Source organism: Amycolatopsis thailandensis (assembly GCF_002234405.1).
In the GTDB taxonomy this organism is placed as follows: domain Bacteria; phylum Actinomycetota; class Actinomycetes; order Mycobacteriales; family Pseudonocardiaceae; genus Amycolatopsis; species Amycolatopsis thailandensis.
This window is the reverse complement of the sequence record NZ_NMQT01000044.1, coordinates 1-20,581: the sequence shown is the minus strand read 5'-3', so window position 1 is coordinate 20,581 and position 20,581 is coordinate 1. Positions and strand designations below refer to the sequence as shown.

At 70.6% G+C, this 20,581-nt stretch carries 13 protein-coding genes; 4 read left to right on the top strand and 9 right to left on the bottom strand.

Translation table 11 applies throughout. The features are described 5' to 3' along the window. The coding region (locus CFP71_RS13650; protein ID WP_093934220.1) for a glycoprotein at nt 1-1,631 on the bottom strand (1,631 nt) is incomplete at its 3' end. Beyond that, entirely contained in the window at nt 1,628-2,152 is a 525-nt protein-coding gene (locus CFP71_RS13645; protein WP_093934219.1) for an NUDIX hydrolase, read from the bottom strand. The genes CFP71_RS13650 and CFP71_RS13645, both read right to left, overlap by 4 nt. Nucleotides 2,153-2,300: 148 nt before the next feature. Here CFP71_RS13645 and CFP71_RS13640 point away from each other — a divergent pair, with 148 nt between their 5' ends. The 3 genes from CFP71_RS13640 (at nt 2,301) to CFP71_RS13630 (ending at nt 6,018) form a co-directional block, all read left to right on the top strand. Further along, nucleotides 2,301-3,722, top strand: coding sequence for a CCA tRNA nucleotidyltransferase (locus CFP71_RS13640; protein ID WP_093934218.1), 1,422 nt, complete (start codon nt 2,301-2,303; stop codon nt 3,720-3,722). A 120-nt stretch (nt 3,723-3,842) separates the two neighbouring features. Further along, nucleotides 3,843-5,150 carry a sensor histidine kinase gene (locus tag CFP71_RS13635; protein WP_093934217.1) on the top strand — a complete coding sequence of 436 codons (1,308 nt, stop codon included), beginning with the start codon at nt 3,843-3,845 and terminating at the stop codon, nt 5,148-5,150. A 16-nt stretch (nt 5,151-5,166) separates the two neighbouring features. Beyond that, on the top strand, nt 5,167-6,018 hold the full coding sequence (locus tag CFP71_RS13630) for a class I SAM-dependent methyltransferase (RefSeq protein WP_093934216.1): 852 nt from the start codon (nt 5,167-5,169) through the stop codon (nt 6,016-6,018). A 71-nt stretch (nt 6,019-6,089) separates the two neighbouring features. Here the strand turns inward: CFP71_RS13630 and CFP71_RS13625 are convergent, their stop codons facing one another. The 7 genes from CFP71_RS13625 to CFP71_RS13595 are packed head-to-tail and all read right to left on the bottom strand — an operon-like array spanning nt 6,090 to nt 20,139. Continuing rightward, complete coding sequence (locus CFP71_RS13625; protein ID WP_093934215.1) at nt 6,090-8,018, bottom strand: TNT domain-containing protein; 1,929 nt, start codon at nt 8,016-8,018, stop codon at nt 6,090-6,092. 40 nt (nt 8,019-8,058) lie between these two features. Continuing rightward, nucleotides 8,059-9,186, bottom strand: coding sequence for an ADP-ribosylglycohydrolase family protein (locus CFP71_RS13620; protein WP_093934214.1), 1,128 nt, complete (start codon nt 9,184-9,186; stop codon nt 8,059-8,061). Between the two features lie 4 nt (nt 9,187-9,190). Then, nucleotides 9,191-11,206, bottom strand: a complete 2,016-nt coding sequence (locus CFP71_RS13615) for a YrhB domain-containing protein (protein WP_093934222.1) — start codon at nt 11,204-11,206, stop codon at nt 9,191-9,193. Between the two features lie 14 nt (nt 11,207-11,220). Continuing rightward, complete coding sequence (locus tag CFP71_RS13610) at nt 11,221-13,467, bottom strand: ADP-ribosylglycohydrolase family protein (RefSeq protein WP_093934213.1); 2,247 nt, start codon at nt 13,465-13,467, stop codon at nt 11,221-11,223. Beyond that, nucleotides 13,468-14,937, bottom strand: a complete 1,470-nt coding sequence (locus CFP71_RS13605) for a TNT domain-containing protein (RefSeq protein WP_093934212.1) — start codon at nt 14,935-14,937, stop codon at nt 13,468-13,470. A 37-nt stretch (nt 14,938-14,974) separates the two neighbouring features. Then, nucleotides 14,975-15,442, bottom strand: coding sequence for a hypothetical protein (locus tag CFP71_RS13600; RefSeq protein WP_093934211.1), 468 nt, complete (start codon nt 15,440-15,442; stop codon nt 14,975-14,977). Next, nucleotides 15,439-20,139 (bottom strand): toxin glutamine deamidase domain-containing protein, encoded by a 4,701-nt coding sequence (locus CFP71_RS13595; protein ID WP_244199663.1) that lies wholly within the window; start codon nt 20,137-20,139, stop codon nt 15,439-15,441. The genes CFP71_RS13600 and CFP71_RS13595 overlap by 4 nt, the downstream gene beginning before the upstream one ends. A 57-nt stretch (nt 20,140-20,196) precedes the next feature. On the opposite strand from CFP71_RS13595, the gene CFP71_RS44915 reads away from it, so the two are divergent. Further along, nucleotides 20,197-20,581: hypothetical protein (locus tag CFP71_RS44915; protein ID WP_244199662.1), on the top strand; the 385-nt coding region annotated here is incomplete at its 3' end.

Sequence of the window (20,581 nt, the reverse complement as noted above, 5' to 3'; positions counted from 1 at the left end):
GACGTCGAGGCGGACCGGATGAGGGCGAGCCGGACGGGGGCGATCACGTCGGCCGGATTCACCCGTTTGGTGGCATCCATCGTCATCGCCGACGACAGACCCAGCGTCTCGTTGTCGATCTGGGACATCTTCGCGGTGACGTCGCCGCTGGTCGCGGCCGTCAGATCCTGCGGGTCGTAGTTGACCGACGCCGTCCCGGACGGGCTTTCCCCGAGCAGTTCGGGCAGCGGTGTCGACTTGGCGAGACCGGCGGCGTAGAAGTCGCCCATCCGCTCCAGGAACGTGGTGAGTTCGGTGCCGGTCGCGGCCCAGTGCCGCGGCGGCGCGATCAGCAGCCGCGAGCGCTGCTGTCCCTCACTCTGCCCGCCGAGCCCGGCCCGGAAGGCGATCGCGCCCAGCCCGTTCTGGGTGGATCCCGAGCCGTTCAACGCGGTCGAGATCAGCGTGTCGATCGGCTGCGCGCGGAGATCCGTCCCTTCGATCGACACCCCGCCCGAAAGCGGGGCGTCGGACTGGAGCCTGCGCGAATCGGTCAGCACGGTCTTGACGCCCGCCTTGCCGATCGCTTCGACGGTCTGCGAATCGAGGACACCGCCGGGCCAGAGCACGCCGTCCTGCGGCTGGATGCCGAGCAGGTTCTTGATCGTCGTCGCGCCACCGATCGCGCTCGCCAGGAGCGCGGTGTCGGTGGCGTCGCCGGCGCGGACCTTCGTCAGCGCGGTGAGGTCGGCGTCGGCGAACGGGAGGGTGACCACGCAGCGGCCCGCGACCAGCGCCTTCAGCTGGCCGAGCCAGTTCTTGGCGGTGACGGCGCCCTTGCCGGGGACGGGCCCGCCGCCACCGGCGACCTGGTAGCCGCGGGACATCCCGTCCACGGTCGCGACCAAGTCGGGGTCGATGGCCAGGCAAAGCGACGACGAGACCTTCGTGTCGGCTTCGGCCGCGCGCGCCGCCGCGACCAGCGAGTCCAGCCGCCCGCCGGTGGACAGCTCGTCGGCCAGCCGCTCGTCGGCCAGGGTCAGCGGACCGCCGAGCGGGGCCGAGACGACGTGCACGGTGCTGTTCGCGATCGGCCACAGCAGGCTCGTCGACGGCGCCGAGGGCGGACGCGTCGCGGGGGCCCTGCCGGGAACGCCGAGCACCGGCATCAGCAGGCTGACCGCCGCGAGCCGTTCCGGGCCGCCGAAGTCCGGGGTGCCGTTGACGTTGACCAGCAGCGGATACACGCCGGGCTTCGGGAACTGGAGCTTCGAGGACTGGCCGAGCGGGACGGCCAGGTTCAGCGTGGCGCTCTGCCCCGCCTCCAGGGTGTCCGGTTCGAGGTCGACGAACTCGGTCGCCCCCAGGTCCTTGAACTTGCCGCCCGCGAGCACGTCGCCGATCTGCTGCTCGCTCTGCAACCGGGAGCCCAGTTGAAGCCGGACGCCCAGTTTGCTGATCGGCCGGTCGCCGATGTTGGTGACGCGTCCGGTGACGGTGATCGACGTCGAGGTCGTGGTGATCACGCGGGGGTTCAGCTGATCGAGGTCCACGCGCAGCCGGGGCTGTTCCTGCGCCTGCGCGACCGCGCCGAACAACGCGGGCAGGGCCAGGAACAGGATCGACAGGACAGTGGCGGCAAGCCGCTTCACTCAGGTGCTCCCTCGGCGGTGTGCTGTTGCTGCGCGAAGAGTTCTTTGGCCTTCCGGACCAGCTTGCGCTCGTCGGAGTAGGCGAGGGTGGTCTCCAGGTCGGCCAGCGGCACCCAGGCGACTTCGGTCACCTCGACATCTTCGTCCGAAAGCTCGCCGCCGGTGGATTCCAGGATGAAATGGTGCACCGTCTTGTGCACCCGGCGTCGCTCGGCCACGAACCAGTAGTCGATGGTGCCGAGGGGCTCGAGAACCCGCGCGGAGATGCCGGTCTCTTCCTTCACCTCGCGCACCGCTGTCTGCTCCACCGTCTCACCGTCCTCGATGTGGCCCTTCGGCAGCGACCACAGCAGTCTGCCGTGCCGGTCGAGCCGCCCGATCAGCGCGGCGTGCGCCCGCTCGGCGTCGACGACGAGACCGCCGGCCGACGTTTCGTCGACCGTGGTCAGCCGCCTTCCCCGCCTGCGCCTCCGCCGGCGGCCCGGCTTCGAAGCGCCGGAGCGGCCGGCTGATCCAGACATGCTGCGATGCTAGAGCAAACGGCGGTACGGGTACGCTGGCTCTCCGTGCCCGTGTTGGGCCGAACCGTAGTAAGTACATCCAAATCGTGGTGGGATTGTCGTGAACAAGGTGGTCGCCGGGCAGGCGATTGCGGGGAAGAGCACTGCGATGCAGAACGCCGTGACCGAGCTGATGCGCATCTCCCCGCTGGCGGACGAGCTCGCGAAGCTCTTCGCGAAGGCGGGGTACCGCCTGTACCTGGTCGGCGGAAGCGTCCGGGACATGATGCTCGGCAGGCTGTCGAGCGACCTCGACTTCACCACCGACGCCCGGCCGGACCAGGTGCTCAAGATCGTCAACGCCTGGGGCGACGCGGTGTGGGACGTCGGCATCGCCTTCGGCACGGTCGGTGTGACGAAGCAGGGCATGACCCTGGAGATCACGACGTTCCGCGCCGACAGCTACGACCGCGTTGGCCGCAATCCCGAGGTCACCTTCGGCGACAGCATCGAGGGAGATCTGCTTCGCCGCGACTTCACGGTCAACGCGATGGCCATCGACCTGGCGAACCAGACCTTCGTCGACCCGTACGACGGGCTCCAGGCGTTGCAGGACCGGGTGCTCGACACGCCCGCGACCCCGCAGGAGTCCTTCGCCGACGACCCGCTGCGCATGCTGCGGGCCGCGCGGTTCTCCGCGCAGCTCGGGTTCGTCGCGGCGCCGCGGGTGATCGACGCGATGACGTCGATGGCCGAGGAGATCGACCGGATCACCGCCGAACGCGTCCAGACCGAGCTGTCGAAGCTGCTGCTGGCGGCCGACCCGCGGCCCGGTATCGAGCTGCTGGTCGACACCCGGCTCGCCGATCGCGTGCTGCCCGAGGTGCCCGGCATGCGGCTGGCGATCGACGAGCACCACCAGCACAAGGACGTCTACCAGCACTCGCTGACCGTGCTCGCGCAGGCGATCGACCTGGAGTCCTCGCACGAACCGACCTCGGAGCCGGATCTGATCCTGCGGCTCGCGGCGCTGCTGCACGACGTCGGCAAGCCCGCGACGCGCGAGTTCCAGCCCGGTGGCGGCGTGAGCTTCCACCACCACGAGGTCGTCGGCGCGAAGATGGCCCGCAAGCGTTTGCGTGCCCTGAAGTTCTCGAAGGAGATCGTCCAGGACGTCAGCCAGCTCGTGTTCCTGCACCTGCGGTTCCACGGGTACGGCAAGGGCGAGTGGACGGACTCGGCGGTGCGGCGCTACGTCACCGACGCCGGCGACCTGCTGCCCCGGCTGCACAAGCTGGTGCGCGCCGACTGCACCACGCGCAACCGTAAGAAGGCGGCCGCGTTGCAAGCGACCTACGACGACCTCGAGCGGCGGATCGAAGCGATCCAGGCGCAGGAGGACCTCGACCGGGTCCGGCCGGATCTCAACGGCGAGGAGATCATGCGGATCCTCGGGCTCAAGCCGGGGCCGGACGTCGGCAAGGCGTGGAAGCACCTGAAGGAACTGCGGCTCGACCGCGGTCCGCTGGAGCACGACGACGCGGTGGCCGAGTTGAAGAAGTGGGCCACCGAAAACGGCGTCGGCGGCTAGCGTTCGCCCGTTTCGTCACGGATTCCGGCGTCATCAGCTGAGATAAACCCCGATGGTCTCTGGATCCATACGGCGTAACCGGAGATACTCCTGCCGGTGCTCCGGGCAGGGGGAAATTCCATGGCGAAGCGGCCGTCCAGTTTTCTGGTGACGCTGCTGCGTCGTGGCGCGCCCGCGCTGGCCACCGCGACGAGCGAGCTGTCCGACGAGGTCGGCGATCCGACGCCGATGCGGGCGCTCCGCCGGATCCAGCAGATGAACGGCCCCGTCGACACGGCCTACCGCGACAACCTGCTGCTCAGGGCCGCCCGCTACGTCGCCCTCATCCCCCTGGTCTACCGGCTCTTCGCGGTGCCGGGCACCTTCGGCGTCTACGTCTCCACGCACGGCATGGTCGGGATCGGGCCGGTCGGGCTGGTGGCTCTCGGCTCGGTCGCGCTCTCGCTGTACGGGATCCGGTGGATGCTGCGTTCGGCGCCGTTCCGGCCGCAGCACGCCGTCCGTTTGCTGGCGATCGATCTCGCGTTCACGCTGCTCGCGCCGCTGGCCGTCGGCGCGCTCGTGCCGGCTTCGGTGTTCACCGAGGCGATGGCGGTGCCGGGCAAACATCTGCTCGGCGAGGTCGCGTTGCTGGCGCTGGCGCTGGGGATGCCCGCCGCCGCGGCGCTGGCCGTCGTCAGCTTCCCGGTGCGGATGCTCGCGTCCCTGTTCGGCACCGGTCACGCCGCGCCCGGCGACGCGATGGCCGGCTTCCCGTCGATGCTCGGCGTCCTCTTCACCGCGAGCGGCGCCCTCGTCCTGATCGGGCTCGGCACACGGCTCGCGCTCGCGTACGGCATCCGCAACGGCCGGATCGCCGAACGCGCCCGCCAGCACCGGATGCTGCACGATTCCGTGCTGCAGACCTTGGAAGCGATCGCGCTCGCCAACAAGGGCGACCCGGCCGCGCGGCTCGACGAGGTGCAGCGCCTGGCGCGGGCACAGTCGATGGAGCTGCGGCGGACGATCGAGAACGAGGCTTCGGAACGGTCGGAGGCCGGGTCGCGGCCGCTGGGCGAGAAGCTCGCGTCGCTGGCGGCGGAGATGGCGCGAGACGGGCTGCGCGCCCAGCTCGTGATCGCCGAGCTCGACGACGACACACTCTCGGAGGTCCGGCAGATCGCCATCCGCGACGCCGTCCGCGAGTCCCTGCGCAACACGCTCAAGCACGCCGGGACCGACAAGGTCGTCGTGCGCGTCGAGGAGCAGGAAGGCGGCGTCGCGGTGATCACCCGCGATCACGGCGCCGGGTTCAGCCTCGACTCCCGGCCGGCCGGTTTCGGGATCAGCGAGTCCATCACCGCCCGGCTGAACGAGGTCGGCGGGACCGCCAGGGTGGAGTCGGCTCCGGGCAATGGCACCAGAGTCACCCTCTGGGTGCCGTTCTGACGGTAAACAGGAGAACATGAAGAAAACGGACGTCCTGGTCAAAGCGCTCACCGCGTACCGCGACGGTGACCAGGCCAAGGCAGCGGACCTCGCCGGGCGTGCCGGATCCACGCTCGGCATCGAACTTCACCGATACCTGACCGAAGGCGGGGGCGGGGACGTCTACGACCGGCCCGCCGCGTTCACCGCGTTCATCCGCGGGGGCGGGAACGTCAAGCTCTACCGGCAGCTCAGCGTCATGCTCGCCCGGCGCTACGGCAGCGTCGGTTCCCTGCTCGACCTCGGCTGCGGCGACGGGCTCGCCGTCGTCCCCGCCCTGGAGCAGGCGGACCGGCAGCCCGGCCGGATCGACCTCGTCGAGCCGTCGAGCGCGCTGCTCGCCGAGACGCGCAAGCACCTCGACGGCACCCACGGCCTCCACACCTGGGACGACACCGCGCAGGAGTTCCTCGCCCGCGAAGACGACAGGCAGTGGCAGCTGACGCAGTCGACCTTCGCGCTCCAGTCGATCCCGACCGCGGAGCGCACCGAGGTCCTGCGGGCGCTCCGGCCCCGGACCTCCTGCCTGGTGCTCGCCGAGTTCGACGTGCCCGAGTACGACGAAGACTCCGACGAGTACCTGTTCTCCCTGGTCACGCGCTACGAACGCGGGATCTCGGAGTACGGCAAGGAGGCGTCGCTGGTCGCGCAGGGGTTCCTGCTGCCGGTCCTGCTGGGCCTGGTCAAACCGGGGGCCGACCGGACGAACTGGGAACAGCCCGCCACCGATTGGGCCTCGCAGCTGAAGGAAGCAGGCTTCACCGGAATCCGGATCGAGCCGCTCGCGGACTACTGGTGGTCTCCCGCGGTGCTCATCACCGCTTCCTGAGTCGCCGCGTTCAGTCCTCTGGATGCGGTAGTTGCGCGTGCAAGAACCGCATCCAGAGGACTAAATGCGGCTCACTGGACGCGGGACAGCGCGCCGGATTCGAGATGCTGGGCGAGCGGCCGGGGCAGCACATAAGCCACGGCACCGCCCGGTGTCCCGTTCCACGGCGCGGTGATGCCGGTGACCACACGCAGCGGCCGCAGGACGCGGTACAGGCGGCGCTCGCGTTCGCGCTCCGCGGCCAGCGACGTCTCGACGAACCGAGCCGTCTCCGCGTGCACGAGGTTGCCGGTCTCGTTCCCGAACCGCTGCACCGTGGTGCCCGCCGGTAGCACGATGATCCGCTTGCGGCGGAAGAAGTTCAGCGGCGGCTCGCCCCGCAGCGGCAGGATCGGCCAGTCGGCCGGGTTGTCGGCCTCCTCGCTCGCGCCCACGGCGGCCCGCGCCGGGTACAGCAGCAGGGTGCCGAGGAAGAACCGTGCCGCCTCTTCGAGTTTGGCGAACGCCACCGGCTCGTCCGAAGGCGGCCGCGAGACCTCCCAGCCGTTCTCGGCGCGGCGCAGGGTCCAGAGACCCGGCTCCGGCACCGCGTTCGCGCCGATCCGGTAGGACGTCGGCGCGACGCCGTGCTCGGCGAGGCGCTGGTACAGGACTTCCAGCACCTCGGCGGCCCGGATGTCGCGGACCGGTTCGCCGTCGCGTTCGACGCGGGTGCGGACGCTTTCGTCCGGCAGGTCCGCGGCGGTCTGCGGCGGCCGCGGCTTGCCGACGATCTCCGCCTCGGCGGTCGCCCGCACCAGCTCGCCGACCAGCGGCGGCCGGAACCCGGCGGCCCGGATGTGCTCGACCAGCTCCGGCTCCGGCGGCACCCCGTATTTCCGCAGGTAGTGCGGGACGGCCGCGGGCCAGATCCAGACGCCGTCGGTGTGGAAGGCGTTCGGCACGTCCGGCGGGCCGTTCGGGGTGAAGATGTCGGGCTGCGGACCCGGCCGGGACACCGCCACCGGCGAGCGGAAGAGGTAGTCCAGCACGCCGCGCATCAGGTCCGGCGGCACCGGCGGCCGGTTGACGACCGGGCGTTCGCCCTCGTTGTGCGCGTCGGCGACCTTCGCGTGCCGGAACGCGACGTCCAGCGGGAGACCGGCCTTGGCCGAGAGCCATGCCGGGACGTGCTGCTTGTCGCGCGGGAAGATCGCGAGTTCGGTCGCGTACGCGCGCGGCGACGGCTTCCCGCCCTCGTTCGGCGAGAGCCGCCAGGTCGGTTCCTGTTCGGCGTCGAAGTCGAAGTCGAAGTGCGACTCCGAGTCCAGCGTGAAGGTGCCCTGGAACCAGGTGCCGGTCTCGGGCTGGTGCATCGCCGCGCGCAGCCGCGCGAACAGCGAGCCGAGCTCCGGCGGGGCCGCGAGGGACACCGACACCGGGCCGTTGCCCTCGTCGCCGACCGAGCGGACCTCCAGCTCGGAGTAGTCGCCGACCTGCCGGAACTGGGCGCCCACCCGCTGCCAGCCCGGCGGCAGCACCCGCAGCAGCGTCCGCCCGATGGCGCGCAGCAGCGGCGGCTGGTCGCCCGTGCCGATCTCGGGGCGGGCTTCCGGCGACTCGACGAAGTCGTGCCTGGTCTGCCACAACGCCGTCAGCCGCGAGGGCGCGGCCGTGGTCGAGAAGTCCGTGAGCCCCAGTTCGGCCGCGCGGGCCGCGTCCTCGCCCGCCCAGCGCAAGGTCAGGTCGCCGCCGCCGGTGTGCGGCGCGATCTGGAAGTGCTCGTCGTCGAACCGGCCGTACGACTGGAGGCTGAAGGTCACGCCGACCTCGCCGTTCAGCACGACGCGGGCGGGCCGCCCGTTCCAGTCGCGGTCGAAGCCCTCGGGCGCCGCTTCCCCCGGCGGCGCGATGAGCAGCAACGTGCCGTCCTCGGTCGACCGCTGGGCCGCGAAGACGGTGTCCCCCCAGACGGCGTACAGGCCATCCGGCCGCTCCGCCGCTTGAACCCGGTAACGCACTTTGTGTCCCCTCCCCAAGATCCCCAGACCGGAGGTCAATCTAGTGGGCCGGATAGCGGGCGTACCACCGGTCGTCACCCGGGGCGTTCCCGCCGAACTCCGCGAGCGCGTCGTCCGCCAGCTCTCCGATGACCTCGGCCAGTTCCAGCTTCACGAGCCAGTCCGTGTCGAGCTCTTCCTCGCCGTACATGGCACCCACGAGGTTCCCGCAGACCGATCCGGTCGAGTCGCTGTCACCGCTGTGGTTCACCGACGCGAGCAGCGCGACGTTCGGGTCCGCGGTGGCCAGTGCGACGTAGACCGACATGGAGAGCGCGGTTTCGCCGACGTTCCCCTGGCCGAGCGTTTCGAGCTTCTCCGGCGTCGGAGCCCCTTCGTGGGCCAGCGCGAGCGCCTGGTCCAGCGCGACGCTCTGCTCCTCGTGCCCCGGGTACTTCTCCAGTTCGGCACGGGCGATCGCGACAGCGTCGAGCAGCGGTTTCCCGGTCAGCAGCTCGTGCACGATCACGGCGAAAGCTCCCGACGAGAGATACCCGCTCGGGTGACCGTGCGTCAGCGCCGCGCTCTCGGCGCCGAGCCGGAACACCTCGGCGAGGTCGTCCGACCACAGCGCGACCGGCGCCGCGCGCATGACGCCGCCGCAGCCCTTCGAGTTGTTCACCGGCTTGTCCATGCCCGCGCGCACGCCGGTCTTGCCGTACGCCTCCAGCTCGCTGAAGCAGGTGAGGCCGGGCGCGCGACGGCTGAACAGCTCGCGGTTCGTGATCAGCCAGCCGTCCGGATCCGTGCTCGTGTTCTCCGGGCCGCGCGCCCGCTCCCACGAGACGCCCTGGGTGTGCAGCCAGCGCTGGTAGGCCAGCTGGAGCGACTGCACGACGGGTTCTCCGGGGGCGGCGATAGCAAAGGTCCCTTGCTCCCGCCGGGCGGCGGCATGGGCTCTGATCAGGCCTTCCAGGGTGAACAGCGTCATCTGGGTGTCGTCGGTGATCCGCCCGACCCCGCCGTACGCGGGGATGAGGTCGGTGATCCCGGCGGGCCCGGCGATCTCCCGGATGCGGTCGATCGAGTCGAATTCGGTCTTCGCGCCGAGCGCGTCGCCGATCGCCCCGGCGTACAGGCTGCCGCGCAGCCGCGACCTGGTCGCCGGTCCCTGAAGCCACTCGCGCATTTCTCTACTGTTCTCCTCGTGGGTACCGTTTCGCGTCCCAGCGCCGCCGCTCCTCGGGTTCGCGGGGCAGACCGAACCGGTTGAAGTAGTAATAGGCGTCGCCCGCCATGGCGTCGACGACGCCGAGGTCGGCGTACGCCGCGAGCCAGGACTCCGGCAGGCCGGGCACGGTGACCCTGGCGCCGACCATCGCCCCGGTCAGCGCCGCGGTCACCGAGCCGCCGCGGGCGGCCAGTGTCAGCGCCGCCTCGGGGTCGTGGCCCCGTTTGGCGGCGGCGAACAGCGCCCTGCCGAGCACCGAAAGCGGCGTGCGGCCGTCCCCGATGCTGTCGAACTGTTCGACGTCTTCGCCGTCGACGTCGTTCCGGAGACCGAGCACGGTCTCGACCAGGTCGCCGACCTCGCCGCTGTACTCGTCGAAGCCTTCGAGGAAGTTCGCCACCGCGGGTTCGCCGTTCCGGGCCGCCAGCTGCGCGCGGAACACGTTCACCAGCAGTTCGGCGCCATGGACGACCTCGTGGCCTGCCGCGGAACCGACCAGCTCACGGACGACCTTCATCGCGTAGAAGGCACTGTCGGCGGGACCCTGCGTCCCGCCGGTCACCGTCGCGGCGAGCGCCGTCGCGAACATGGCCGAGAACTCGGCGGGAGGCGGTCCGGCGGACGCGGTGGCCTTGGCGACCCAGCCGTCCGGCCGTCCGCCCGCGGGGAGCGACGCGGGGATCTCGGGTTTGTCCGGAGTCGCGTCCAGGCCGCGGATCACCGATTCGGTGTGGAACAGCAGCTGCCGGGTCAGTCCGCCGAGCGGCAGGCCGTCGGCGGGATCCGCGCCCGAGCCGAGCGCGTCCCCGAGCGCGAAGCCGACGTACGCGCCGAGAAGCCGCGGGTACGCGAAGCTGCCGACGGGGATCGTCGGGTCGTAGAACTTCCCGAACGTCCAGGCGCTCGGACGCGGCTCGCCGTCGTCGTAGAAGTGCGTCACGAGTCCGGCCGCGAAGAGGTCTTCGGGCAGTTCCGGCAGCGGGCGGCCGTCGTACTTCGCCCGCGAGCGCTCGAACGACAGCGTCGCGGCCCGCGTGTAGCGGGCGAGTTCGCCGGAGCTCAGGGGGTAGCCGTTGTCCCTGGCCTGGTCGACCAGGCTTCGCAGGTTCGCGACGGCGGCGCCGTCGTACTCACCGGTGAAGTACGCGGGACGTCCGACGGATTCCGGGCGTTCGGTTCCCGCGGGAAGGTCGAGGTCGGCGACCTGCCGCAGCGTCTCCGGGTAGACGTTGAAGGTCTCCGGACGTCCCGGGTTGACCAGCAGGCCGACACCGGGGGTGTCCTTGGCCCGCCGCAGGAGCACGCGGGGCTGGATTCGCTGCCACACCGTGTACTCGGACGGGACCTGCGCCTCGGAGGTGTAGACGACGAACCGCAGGCCGGCGTCACCGAAGTCGCGGACCTGCAGGTGGCCGTCCTTGGCCGGGGCCAGGACATCGAGGTCCAGCATCCAGTGGACGAACTCCTCCGGCGTGATCCATTCGACGCGGAGGTAGCCGAGCAGTGTCTCGACCTCGCTTTCCGGCGCCGGGCGACCGGAGAACCGCGGCCCCGGCCGGTGATCCGGGTTCGCGCGGACCGCGCCGGTCGGCTCGCCGTAGAGCGTGTACTGCTCCCAGCGCGCGATCGCCGCCTTCGGCACGGGCATCCCGGGGGCCACGGAAGGGTCGAACTCGGGGTCGACGACTTCCGCCCAGCGGGTGAACGCGTCGCTGTCGTCGCCGGCCGCCGAAACCGCCATCAGCTCCAGGTCGAGCCGGATCTCGCCGCCGTCGTCCGGGACGAACGCGACCGGGCTGGGGAACAGGCCCGCGCCGGGATCGGTCCCGTCGAGCCAGCCGACGGTGTTGTAGGTGACGTTCCAGCCGTCGGTCGCGCGTACGACGTACTCGCGGCGGACCCGCAGCGCGCCGGTCCCCTCCCCGCCCCTGTCCGTCAGCCACTCTTCGACGCGGCTGACGGCTTCCTCTTCGTTCATCGTCCCCATTCCAGTCACCAGCGCGGATACCGCCGGTCCCAGCCGTCGACCTCGTGCAGCGCCGAGTGGCGGTCGAAGTGCCAGAACGCGTCCGTGGCGATGTTCTCCACCAGGTAACGCAGCTCCAGCTGATCGACCCACTTCTGCGGCAGACCGGGAATGCCGGTGCGGGCGCCGAGCAGGGCACCGGCGATGGCACCGGTGATCGCGCTGCGGCCCGAGTGGTTGACCGCCCGCAGCAGCGCCTGCTCCGGGTAGTTCTCGAATCCGGACAGCGCCGCGAACGCGCGGCCCAGCACCGAAAGCGTGCCCTTGCCGTCGCCGATCAGCTCCGGGACACGCAGATCCGGCAGGCCGTGCTTGCCGAAGAACGGCACCGATTCCGCGACCATCGCCTTGAGATCCGCCCAGACCGGCCCCCGCTGGTGCGGGTTCTGGTCGCTGAAGATCTCCCGGGAGATGTTCCAGACCGGGTAGCTGAACGCCTCCGACGTCAGCGCGGGCTCGAACAGCCAGGTCAGATAGGTCGCCGCCTCGACGTCGATCTCGCCGGGATGGGTTACCGAGACGAGGTCGCGCACCGCCTGGCGGACGCCGCCGCTCATCGCGCTCCCCGGGCCCGCCGCGGTCATCGCCGCCGGCAGCGCCGCGACCAGCGCGTCCGGTCCGCTCATCGGCATCGCGGTCGGCGAGACCGTCGCCAGCGCGTGGTAGGCGTTGAGTTCGGCGTCGTCGGGAGTGCGGCGGACGCGGAGCTCCGGCACCTTCACCAGCCAGCCGTCGGCGTTGTCCAGCGGCGCGCCCTGGGTGTGCAGCCAGCGCATCAGCGAGTTGCGGGCGACGGTCCCGAGCGCCTGTTCGGCGTCGCGGTTCTCCGGCTGCTCGCGATGCGGGCTGCGGATCACGGCCTCGGTGTAGAACAGCAGCCGCTGGGTGAGCGGCCCGACCCGGCCGGGCAGGTCGAACGCGACCGGCAGGTCGGTGACCCCGTCCGGGCCGTAGGTGTCGTGGATCTCGCCGAGCCGCATCCGGTCGACGGCCGCCCCGAGCGCCTCGCCGAGCGCGAAGCCCACGAAGGCGCCCGTGACGCGCTGCCAGCCGTAGCGCGAGCTGGAGCGGTCGCGTTCGAAGTACTTGCCGAAGGTGTCCAGGCGCGGCTCGATCTGACCCTCGTTGTCGTAGCCGGGCGCCAGCCCGTTCGCCCGCAGGTCGTTCGGACGGCCGCGCGGCGGCTCCGGCCGCTTGAGCCGCGCCAGCCACGACTGGCCGAGGACGGTCTTCTGGCATTCCTCGACGGTCAGTTCGAAGCCTCGACGTCGAGCCCGTTCGGCGGCGGCGAGCGGGGCTTTCACCGGCTCGGGCAGGCCCATCTTCGCGGCGGTGTCGGCGGCGAGGATCTCCAGCTCCGGGTCCGCTTCCGGGCAGCGTTCGTTGACGTCGACGGACGCGTCCCGGCGCGGGAACCGCTGGGCGGTCTCGGCGAGTTCGGCGCCGCTGACGTCCTCGAACGTCGCGGGCCCGCCGTTGATCACGAGGTTCGGCGGGCTCTCGTACCCGGCCAGGGTCGCGATGTCGACCTTCCAGTACCCGTGCTCGCGGGACGGGAGGTTCCTGGTCGAGCTGAACACCCTCAGCTCGGCGCGTTCCTCGTTGAAGTAGAACCGCTCGGTCTTGCCCGACGCCAGGTCCAGCGGGACGTAGACCTCGCAGCGCAGCAGCCCGATGAGCAGCTGTTCCCTGGTCAGCCAGCCGACGCTGGCGAACGACAGCAGCGTTTCGAGCTTGTTCTCCGGCTTCGGGTAGCCCCGGCGGACGGGACCGGCCCGGTACTCGGGGTTCTCGCGCTCTTCCCCGGTCTGCACGCCTTCCGCGTTGACCTTGACCCAGCCCGCGACGACCGGCGGCGGGACCCCGAGGTCACCGAGCCCGGCCTTCGCGTACTCGGGATCGACGACCTCGCGCCACGCCTCCTGGCCGGGGAACGCGACCGGGACGCTGAGCCCGCCGGGCTGTGGATGCGCCTGGCGCAGTTCGCCGTCCGGTTCGCGGACGGTCACCGACGGCGGCGGGAAGATCTCCTTCTCGGCATGACCCTCGTCGAGGAAGGCGATCGTGTTGTAGGGGACCGACCAGCCCTCGGGGATTCGCAGGACCTTTTCGTGGTTCACGCGCAGGCCGGCGCCGCCCGGTTCGGACACGTCCGGACCGTGGACCGCGCGCAGCCACTCTTCGACCTTGGCTACCGCTTCCGCCGATTCCACCTACTCGATCCTCTCCAGGCTGCCGTCGGACACGTGCTCGGCGATGGTCCTCGGGAGCACGTAGGCCACCGCCCCGCCGGGCATGTTCGCCCAAGGGACGGTGACACCGATGATCACGTGGAGCGGGCGTCGCAGCCGGTAGGTCCCACCGACACGCTCCCGTTCCAGCGGCAGGGACGTCGTGGCGAACCGTACCCCTCCGTGGTGAACCAGATTGCCGGTTTCCTCGCCGAACCGCAGTACGACCGTACCGGCGACCATCCGGCTGACGCGCTTGTTGCGGAGCAAGGTGAGGGGAGGCTCACCCGGGGCGGCGCGCACCGGCCAGTCGGCGAGTTCCTTCGCGGTCTCCAGCGGTGTCTCGTGTCCGGCGGTCATCCGCGCCGGATGCAGCAGGACCGCGCCGAGGAGCTGATGAGCCGCGTCTTCGAGCTTCTCGAAGTACTTCGGCGACACCGGGGAGCTCTTGGCGTAGGCCGCGACCTCCCACCCCTTCTCGGTGAAGTTGAGGCACCAGGCGCCGTCCGCGCGGTCCCCGATGCGATACGCCTCCGGCCAGACGGCGTGCTCGCCGAGCCTGCTGACCAATACGACCAGGAGTTCTTCGTCGGTCAGCGACGGGTTCGGCGACGTCTCCAGCTCCGCGGCGATGTCGCCTTCGGTCTTCTTGACGTCGGAGCGGCCCGGTTTCGGTCTCGGCTTGCCGAGCAGATCCGCTTCCGCGGTCCGCCGCACGAGATGCTCGACGTACGGCGGCTGGAACCGCTGGCCCCGGATGTGCTCGACCAGCTCCGGCTCCGGCGGGATGCCGTATTTCCGCAGGTAGTGCGGGACGGACGCGTGCCAGATCCAGGTGCCGTCGGTGTGGTAACTCTCCGGGACGTCCCCGGCGGCGTCGGGCTCGAAGATGTCCTTGCCGAGACCGCTGCCGGAGAGGATCGCCGGTTCGCGCTCCAGGTACTGCGCGACCAGCGGCGCCTCGGACTCGTCGAGCTCCGGTCTGTCCACCACCGGAGGCTCACCCTCGGTGTAGGCGTCGACGATCCGGGCGTGCCGGAACCCGACCCGCAACGGCAGCTGCGCGCGCAGCCGCCACCAGTCCGGGATGTGCTCGTCCTCGCGCGGGAACGCGGCCAGCTCGTCCGGGTACGCCGAAGCCGCCGGTGCCTCGGTCCACGCGGGCTCGTCGTCGAGGATGAAGTCGAAGTCGAAGGTGCCGTCGGGTTTGAGCGTGAACCGCGACTGCAACCAGGTGCCCCGGCCGATGGCGTACATGCCGGTGCGCAGCTTGCCGAAGAGCTCGTTCAGCTCGGCGGCGGGCGTGACGTTGTGGCCTTCGAGTTCGGAGTGCCCCCCGGCCTGCCGGAAATCGGCGGCCGCGGCGTGGGCGGGGTCGGTGATCCCCGCCAGGATGAGCCTGCCGATCCGGACCAGCAGCCCGCGCTGTTGTTCGGGAGTGAGTTGTTCCACGTGAATCATCGCGCCCGGTCCGGCCGGCTGGGCAGGCTCATTCCGAGGCCCCTTCCTCCGGTGGTTCGTATTCGGGGAAGCGCGGCTCCGCCCGGAACGACGGCGGTTCACCGGCGGCGCGGCGGGCCAGCTCGTCCTCCCACATCTTGAAGGTGCGTTCGCGCAGCGACCGGATCAAGGCCGATTCCTGCGGCTGTATCCGGCGGTTCTCGCGCTTGGCCTGCTCGTACAGGCCGTCGATGGTCTCGTAGAGGGCGAAGATCGGCCCGGCGCCCTTGAGCGAGTACTCGCGGGCGCGCTCGGTCTCCTGGACGAACTTCTCCTCGGGCACCTTGCTGATGTCCGAACTCGCCATCGCCCACATGACCTCGCGCACGTGCTCCGGCTTTTCGTCGAACTCCCCGGTGCGTGGGTTGAGGAGGAAACCGGTCAGGCCCCCGTCGGGCGTCGACTCGACCCGGTAGGTCTTCCCGAAGTAGGTGTAGAAGGACGGTGTCTGGATCACGTGTTCTCCTCAGGCGGCAGGCCCTTGCGGAGACCGGCCATGAACTTCTCCCGGACCCGGTCCATCAAGGCGGCTTCCAGCAGTGCCTGTTCCGGGGACAACTTCTTCTTGTTGTCCCCGTCCAGTGTCCGGTTGTAGGTCGGGAAGTCGCGGCGGACCTCGTACAAGGCGTGTTCGTAGGCCGAGACGGTGTCGATGTGCCTCAGGTGCAGCCGCAGTTCGGCGACGTGCCCGTTCGGCAGCCGGACGTTCATCTGCAGATCGCGGTACCCGCTGTCCTGCGGATTCGCGAACCGGTCGTCGAAGCTGACGATCCTGAGATCCGGATCGGCCATCACCGCGTTCAGCGCGTTGTAGACGTCGGCCAGCGTGTCGAACTGGATCTTCGCTCCCACCAGGTCGGTGAGTTTCGACGCGTCGCCGTCGTAGCCGGCGATCTTCGCCAGGGCGCGGTCGTCGTCCTTCGGGCCGGGGCGGCCGGACGATTCCCCGTTGTTCTCCGCCGCGATCCGTTCGGCGATCCGGTTGAGGTCGCCCTGGTTCTGCGGCCACGCCTGCCGTTCGGCGTCCAGGAACTCCTGGATCTTCACGGGATCGCCGGTGTCCGCGCGATCGAATCCGGCGTGGAACTGATCGCGCGGTCCCACGTCGGCGGCGATGTCCGCGGCCTCGTTCGCGAGGTCCCGCTGCTCCTGGGTCAGCGGAGTGTCGCCGGGTCCTGCCTGGTGGACGTCGTCGATCAGCTGGTGGCCGCGCTCCTCGACGTCGCGCAGAGCGTCTTCGAGGAGCGGGATGGCCTCCGGGTGCAGCAGCAGGCTGCCGATGGTCATCGGGTTGTTCAGCAGTGAGGCCCGCAGGTACGCGTTCTCCGGGTGCTCCATCAGCCGGACGAGTTCCGGATGCGACGGCAGGTGCTCGCGGATGAAGTCCCGCATCGGCCCGACGTCGTGCTTGACCCCGTTCTCGTCCTCGTGCACGGCCCGTTTCTTGTCCGGGTCCAGTCCGTCCACCGCGGCCGCGACCTCGGGGTCGTTCAGGAACCGTTCTCCGTCGGCCCTGTTCCCCTGAGGCGGCTCGTCGTGCGCCATGCCGTAGCCCGCGTCGTGCGGCGGCGTCACGATCGGACGGCCGTCCGGGCCGATCCGCGACGGCTGCACGTCAGGGGTGTCTTCCCTGGCGAACGCGATGCGCGGGTCCACCGGCTGATCCGGCCGCGCGAACGCGATCCGCGGGTCGACGGGCCTCGTCGCGGCCGCTTCCGTCCGCGTCGTGTGCCCGTCGGTGTGCTGGGCACTGGGGCCTTCCGGCACGCCGACGTGCATCAGCTTCACGCCCAGCGGCGGATGCGGCAGGTTCATCAGCGCGCCCGACTGCGGGTCGATGAACGCGACACCGTCCCGCGTGTTCGCGACCATGGCGACGTGGCCGCGCTCGACGCCGTTCTCGTCGAGGTACTTCACCGCCACGACCGCGTGGTGATCGGCCGGCATGTCCCGCATCTCGCGGATGACGGTGTCGTAGTCGGCGCGGTCGGAGAACTGCCCGCCGAACCGTTCCTCGACGTGCTCCAGCGTGCCCCGGCTGTCCATCTCGTGCAGGTGCAGCGGGTCGGCCGTCGAATCGATGCCGTTCATCCGGTCCATGTAGGCGCCCGGGGTGCGGGTGCAGTTGGACCGGTAGCCGTTCGCCAGCGCGTCGGGATCGTTGAAATGCGGGTTGACCTCGCCGAGCCGCGGGTGCCTGTCGGCGACGTACGCGGCCTGCTGCTCGGGGCTCGCCGAACCGGCGTGGATGGCCGGTTCGCTCGGCGGGTTCGTCGCGACCGCCATCGACGAGTAGTCCCGCTCCGGGATCGGCAACTCCGCCGTGTCGTCGGTGGCGTTGTGGTCCTGAGCGGGCTGCTCGCCGTACTCGGGGCCCTTGTCGGCGTCCGCGACCCCGTGGTCGGCCGGGTTCTCCGTGGTGATGGGCGGGGTCTGCGGCTCGTCGAAGCCGCCGAGGCGCGCCATCGACCGTTCCTGGGCGAGGCGGGCGAGCTCGGGTGCCTCCGCCGCGTGCCGGGCCCGCCGCTCGTCCATCTTCTGCTTGGCGGTCTCGGGGTCGAGGTAGCGCGGGTCGCCGGGAGTGACCTCTTCGGCGTGGATGACCCACTTCGGCCGGTCGACCAGCGGCGGAGTCTTGAACTCCTTGCTGTGGACGTAAAGCTGGGTCTTCGGCTTGTTGATGGACTCGTTCTCGCCCGGATTCTCGGCGAGCGACGAAACGTCCTTGCCCGTCTTCGAGACGATGTGGATCTCGACGTCTTCGCCGAACTTCGACTTCGTGTCCGGCGACGTCTTGATGGTGGAGCTGGTCATCGTCGGTTCGGGGACGGTCTGGCCGGGCTCGTAATGCGCCGCCATGATCGCGGCGGCGCGCATGTCGCCCTTGGTGTCTATGCCGCGGATGGACTCGCCGTGGAAGTCCGGCAGCTCGTTCAGCGCGCCGACGATCGCCCGGGTGCTGCGCTGGGCGTTCTCGAAGCCGGGGTGCGACTCGCCGAGGCGGTTCGCCTCGTTGATCGCGTAGGCGTGTTCACGCGAGTACGAGTAGATCGCCTCCGCCGCTTCGGGCGAGACGCGGTCCTTCAGCGGGCTTGCTTCGAGGCGCCGGACCGCCTTTTCACGGGCTTGCTCGGCGAGGTCCGCGCTGTCGTAGCGGTCACGAAGGCTCTTGTGATCCTCGGGCGAACCACGGAAGTCCCCGTCGTCGACGTAGCTCTCGTCGTGCCGCGCGGGAGCCTCATCGGTGCCCTTGAGCCGCTCGCTGATGTCGAGTTCGGTCTTGGGCGCCTCGTGCTCGCCGGGCCGGTCCACCGGTGGCGGTTCGTCGTCGCCGCGAAGCCGGTCGGCCGTCGACTGGGGCGGCGCCTCCGCACGGGTCTCCGGCCGCGTCTCGGTGTGGGTTCCCGTCTGTGTTTCGGTGTGGGCGTGCGGTGCGTCGCCGCCGCCCATCGGCATCGCCTTGATCGACGTCGGGTTGTCGGGCAGCGTCGCGAGCCGCCCGGTCATCGGGTCGGCGAAGACCACGCCGTGCGGCGTGTTCACCGCGGCGACGATCCGGGTCTCGATCCGGTCCTTGGACCGCGGCGAGCCTTCCGGCGCGTTCGGATCGGCGGCGGCGTGATGCTCGAACGCCACTGCGGTCCGCGCGCCGACCGGGCGTTCGCCCAGCTCACGGGCGACGTCGCCGAAGCCGTTCCGATCCGACCACTGCCCGCCCAGCCGGTCGCTGACGTGCTGCAACGGCGAGCCACCGGTCGACGGCCCGGCGACGGCGTCGCCACCGTCCATCCGGTTCTCGAACGCGACCAGCGCCTCGGCCGAGTTGGTCTGGTAGCCGTCCTTCCACGACTCGGGCGCGTAGTAGTTGCGGGTGTTGGCCTCGCCGATCGCCGGGAGTTCGTCCATGACCAGCCGGACCTGCTGGTGCGGGGTCTCGGTCGAACCCGCGTGGATGACCGGCGTCCCGCCCTCTTCCAGGGGCTTCGCCAGCTCGGACCAGCCGCCGTCGGGAACGTGTTGCCTCGGCGGCGTGGGGGCTTCCCGCTCCGGGAGGTCGGCGGCGTCGATCCAGCCGCCCTTGCCGTCGGAGATCTTGGTGTCGAGGCTGGCGAAACCCTTGTTCTGGAACAGTTCCGGGTGATCGCGGCGCAGCTGGGCGTCGCTTTCGGCCGCTTCCCGGTCCAGCCGGTCCTGCTCGGCGTTGTTGTATTCGCGCCGCTCGGCGACCTTCTGGTGGACCTCGTCGGGGCTCAGGTGGCCGTCGTCACCGGCGACGACCTCCTCGCATTCGACGACCCACTTCGGCAGGCCCGCGGCCGTGCCGTCCTTGATCCGCGCCTGGTAGTCGGGGTGCTCGGGATGCCCCGGGCCGATCTTGACGTCGGTGACGCGCAACTGCGTCGCCGACTTCAGCAGCACTTCGCGCTCTTCCGGTTTGGAAGCGAGGTCTTCGATGTGGCGTCCGGTCTTCGACTGGATGCGCATCTCGACTTCGCCGGGGAAGATGCTGCGCGGATGATCGGCGGTGACCCGCGACGTGCTCAGCATCTGCGGGTCGACGATGACCTGACCCTTGCCGTGCGCCTCCAGGAAGCCGCGGATCGCGCTTTCGTTGCCGTTGAAGTTCACCCGCCGCGAGACGACGCCTTCGTAAGTGGGCATCTCGTTGAGGCCGGAGGTGATCGCTTCGATGTGCGGCCGGAGCGCGTCCAGCTCCGCGCCACCATGACGCTGGGCGTGGGTGATCCGCTCGGCCATGTCGGTCCGCGTGTAGCTGTGCACCGCGTACGCGCCCTGATCCGACATGTCCTTGACGCGCTGGTCCGGATGCGCGTCGCGCTTGGCGAGGCCTTCGCGACGGACCTGTTCGCTCCGGGCTTCCCCGGTGTCGGCGTCGAAACCACGCTTGTCGATCTGCGTTTCGGCGAGCGCGCGGTAGGCCGCCGGGTCGTCCGTGTGGAAGCCCGGATCCGTCAGGTACGGCTCGTCGAACGTCGAACCGATGTCGTCGGTGGTCTTGTCGTCCGGCGTGACGTCCTGGGGCGCCTCGGTGTCGTGGTGAGTGTCGGTGTCCTTGGGCGCCTCGACGTCCTTGGGCAGGTCGGTGTCCTTGGGCGGGTTCGCGCCGTGGTCCTGGGGTGCCTGCTGAGGCACGGGCTCCGCCGGCCGCACCGGGGCGGGAGGCGCGGGCTGCGGTGCCGGACGCTGCGGTTGCTGCGTCCGGTCCTGGGGCGTGCGGTCCGGCGGACCCGCGTGCCCGTCCTGGCCGGGACGCGGCGCCGGGACCTGCGGCGGACGTGGCGGCTGCTGGCCACCGAACCGCGGCGGCCCGTCGCCGGGCGGCATCGGACGGCCAGGCCCCGGGCGCCCTGGCTGACTCCCCTGACCCGGGTGGTGTCCGGGCGGAGGCGGCGGCACGGGGCCACGGTTGCCCGGGAACGGGCCGGGACCAGGCTGCTGGGGCCGCGGCGGAGGCGGCGGATAGCCCGCCGGACCGCGCTGGCCGGGGTGCTGCCCGGGCGGCGGAGGTGTTTGCGGACGCGGCGGGACACCGCCGTTCGGACCGGGACCCTGCCCCGGCCTCCCCTGGTACCCC